This window comes from Halomonas sp. (assembly GCF_052095695.1).
Lineage (GTDB): Bacteria > Pseudomonadota > Gammaproteobacteria > Pseudomonadales > Halomonadaceae > Vreelandella.
Map to the genome: position 1 here is coordinate 1 of NZ_JBQDLQ010000163.1, position 3,535 is coordinate 3,535.

Genomic DNA, 3,535 nt, shown 5'->3' on the forward strand with positions numbered 1-3,535 from the left:
CCCTCGCCTTGGCAAGGCGATGCTCTACCACTGAGCTATTCCCGCTCGACTCGATGGCGAATTATACGGATCACCACCGAGTTGTCAATCAATCAATCCTAGATTGCTACTTATTTATTTATCAGCAGCTTACACGGAGCGACTAGTTACATCGAACGGCTGAGATGTGGCCAGGCGGCTTTCAGGTACTGGATCATTGACCAGAGCGTTAGAGCAGCGGCGACATACAGTACGACAACGCCTACCAGCGCAAGCGGGTGCGCTGGCGGGAACGCCAGTAGAATGAGTAAGGAGACCATTTGTAGTGTTGTTTTGAACTTGCCAACCCATGATACGGCCACCATGCCACGCTTGCCCATTTCCGCCATCCATTCTCGCAGCGCTGAAATAACGATTTCACGGCCGATAATGACGAGGGCGGGAAGCGTTAGCACTAACGTGTCGTAGCGTTCAATTAATAGCGCCAGGGCCACCACGACCATGAGCTTGTCGGCCACAGGGTCTAAAAAAGCGCCAAACGGCGTTGACTGATTCCAGCGGCGCGCTAAATAGCCGTCCAGCCAGTCAGTAATCGAGGCTAGGCCAAATAGCCCCGCTGCCACGGGCATGCTCCAGCTAAACGGGAGGTAAAACAGCACCACGAGTAGCGGGATGAAGGCGATTCTCGCCAGGGTCAGTATGTTGGGTATATTCATCGCAGGAAGCGATCCTTGCTGGAAATCATAGGATTCGAAATGTTTGGAGTCATTCTATCCCCCTTAGCCGATAGCATCCATGCTAACAGGATGTTTATCCGTTTAACGCCCGGTAAATGCTTTCGGCGAGTGCTGCATTGATACCCGGTACGCGTATAAGTTCATCGCGGCTGGCTTTTTGTACGCCTTGTAGGCCGCCAAAAAAGCGTAATAACTCTCGTCTGCGTTTAGGGCCGACGCCAGGAATGTCTTGAAGGGTAGACGTGCGTCTTGCTTTGTCGCGCTGGGCGCGATGCCCGGCAATCGCAAAGCGGTGTGACTCATCCCGAATGTGCTGTATCAGGTGCAGCGCCGGCGAGGAGGGGTCTAGGTTGAGGGGGTTGTCCGCTGTTTCTAAGAATAGGCTTTCAAGCCCCGCCTTACGTGTCGTGCCCTTGGCAACCCCGAGTAGAATGATATTGGTGATGTCTAATGCTTTAAACACACTGCGAGCCATGTTGAGCTGACCTTTGCCGCCATCGACAATCAAAATGTCGGGCGCCACCGCTTCGCCACTTTTTACCCGCTTTAGGCGGCGTGTCAACGCTTGCTGCATGGCTGCGTAATCATCGCCTGCTGCTACTCCTTCAATACGAAAATGCCGATAGTCACTTTTACGCGGCCCCTGGTGATCAAAGACAACGCAGGAGGCAACGGTGGCTTCACCATGGCTGTGGCTAATATCAAAGCACTCAAGGCGCTGGGGTATTTCGTCTAGCCCCAGTGCTTTCTGTAAGGCGCTAAAACGCTGGGTCAGCTGCGTTTGGTTGGCAAGGTGTGACGCCAACTGCTGTTCTGCGTTAGTAATAGCGAGTTGTTGCCACTGGGCACGATGACCGCGCACCTGGCTGGTCACGCGAATACGTTTGCCCGCCTGCTGAGTCAGCGCTTCGGCAATCAGGTCGCTGTCCTCTAGCGGGTGGCTGGTGATGACTTCGCTGGGCACGTTATGCGGTTGACCAAAATAATATTGGCTGACGACTTCCGTCAGCAGTATCTCAACCGGCAGGTCTAGATCGTTTTTCGGCGTGTGGTGGCGCGCTCCCAGTAGTCGGCCATCGCGAACGCTGAGAACAGAAACACCCAGCGCACCGGGGCGCGTGGCAAGCGCGAAAATATCCGCATCGCCGCCGCCGGTGTCGACAAACTGGCGCTGCTGAAGTTGGCGCAACTGCTGTACTTGATCCCTAAGGCGTGCCGCTTCCTCAAAGTTTAGCGCTTTGCTGGCCGTCTCCATCGCGGCCACTAGCTCTTGGGTTACATTTTCACTTTTACCTTCTAGACACATCACCGCATGTTCAAGATCGCGGCGGTAATCCTCTGCCGAAATGTAGTCAACGCAAGGCGCGCTGCAGCGCTGGATTTGATACTGCAAGCATGGCCGCGAGCGATGCGCGAATACGCTGTCTTCGCAGTTGCGGATATGAAATATTTTTTGCATCAACGATAGGCTTTCGCGCACGGCTCCACTGCTAGGGTAGGGGCCTAAATAGCGGCCATCGTCGCGTCGCTGACGTGCGCGCTTATACTCTAACGCTGGGTAAGCATGGCGGTCGGTGACAAACACGAAGGGATACGATTTATCGTCACGCAGCAAAATATTGTACGGCGGGCGCAGCTGTTTGATTAGCGTCTGCTCGAGTAACAGCGCTTCTGTTTCTGTGCGCGTAACAGTGACTTGGACGTCAGCGATGCGGCCAACCATCGCCTGGGTTTTGGTGTTCAGCTGGCCACGAAAATAACTGGATAGGCGCGCTTTAAGGCGCTTGGCCTTGCCGACATAAAGCGTATTGCTTTGTTCGTCGAGCATACGATAAACCCCGGGGGAGGTGCTCACGGAGCTCAAAAACTGTTTTGAATCAAAGGTCATATCAGCGTGTCGGTACCCGATTACAGCAGAGGTGGGGTTATATTTGGGTAGCGTCAAACCCCTCGACCAGCCCATGCCGAAGCGCTAAATGCGTTAGCTCAACGTCAGTGGCAACCTGTAGTTTATCAAAGAGTCGATAGCGATAGGTGTTTACTGTTTTAGGGCTTAAATGTAGGCGGTCAGAAATATCTTGCACCCGCTGGCAATTAACAATCATGAGCGCAATTTGTAGCTCACGATGGGAGAGGTGGCTAAATGGATTGTCTTCATTAGTGAAATGAGACAGTGCTAAGCGCTGGGCAATTTCTTGGCTGACGTAGCGGCCGCCATGAAACACTTGGCGTATGGCCTCGGTCATTTCTAGCGCCCCGGCGCCTTTGCTTAAAAAGCCTGAGGCGCCGGCTTCGAGCATACGTCTCAGTACGCTGTCTTCCATGTGTGCGGTTAAGATGAGGACCTTAATGTCTTCCATCGTGCGGCGAATGCGTCGAGTTGCTTCCAGCCCGCCAATCCCCGGCATACGAATATCCATAAGCACGATGTCGGGCTTCAATTGACGGCACTGAGTTACCGCGCTTTCACCGTCGTCGACCTCGCCTACAATTTTAATGTCGGACTCTTCGTTTAGCAGGTGGGCGATACTCGTTCTAACGAGATGATGGTCATCGGCGATAAGGACACTGATCAATGGACAGGCTCCTGCATTGAAACTTCTTGGGCTCAGGCGTTGGCCTTGTACGCTAATCTATTACATTAACTGCATATAGAGTGCCACAGCTAACAGCAAAGGAGAATTAGATAAAAGCAGGTGATTCAAAAGCTTGACTACGATAAATGTTCACCGTAGTATCCGCCTCGCTGCAGGTGCGAGCAGTAAGTGGGGCCTTAGCTCAGCTGGGAGAGCGCAACACTGGCAGTGTTGAGGTCAGCG

General features: G+C 53.4%; 3 protein-coding genes. All 3 read right to left on the minus strand.

Annotated features, from left to right (window positions below; translation table 11 throughout):
* Window positions 1-146: 146 nt before the first annotated feature.
* Complete coding sequence (gene pgsA, locus ACTH5D_RS17625; protein ID WP_441673501.1) at window positions 147-695, minus strand: CDP-diacylglycerol--glycerol-3-phosphate 3-phosphatidyltransferase; 549 nt, start codon at window positions 693-695, stop codon at window positions 147-149.
* A 94-nt stretch (window positions 696-789) separates the two neighbouring features.
* Window positions 790-2,604, minus strand: a complete 1,815-nt coding sequence (uvrC, locus tag ACTH5D_RS17630; protein ID WP_441673503.1) for an excinuclease ABC subunit UvrC — start codon at window positions 2,602-2,604, stop codon at window positions 790-792.
* A 37-nt stretch (window positions 2,605-2,641) separates the two neighbouring features.
* A complete protein-coding gene (gene uvrY, locus ACTH5D_RS17635; protein ID WP_441673505.1) occupies window positions 2,642-3,292 on the minus strand; it encodes a UvrY/SirA/GacA family response regulator transcription factor in 651 nt (216 codons plus the stop codon).
* Window positions 3,293-3,535 lie beyond the last annotated feature (243 nt).

Coding starts and splice junctions, on each gene's coding strand:
- pgsA (WP_441673501.1), bottom strand. CDS start 695: ATGAATATACCCAACATACTGACCCTGGCGAGAATCGCCTTCATCCCG.
- uvrC (WP_441673503.1), bottom strand. CDS start 2,604: ATGACCTTTGATTCAAAACAGTTTTTGAGCTCCGTGAGCACCTCCCCC.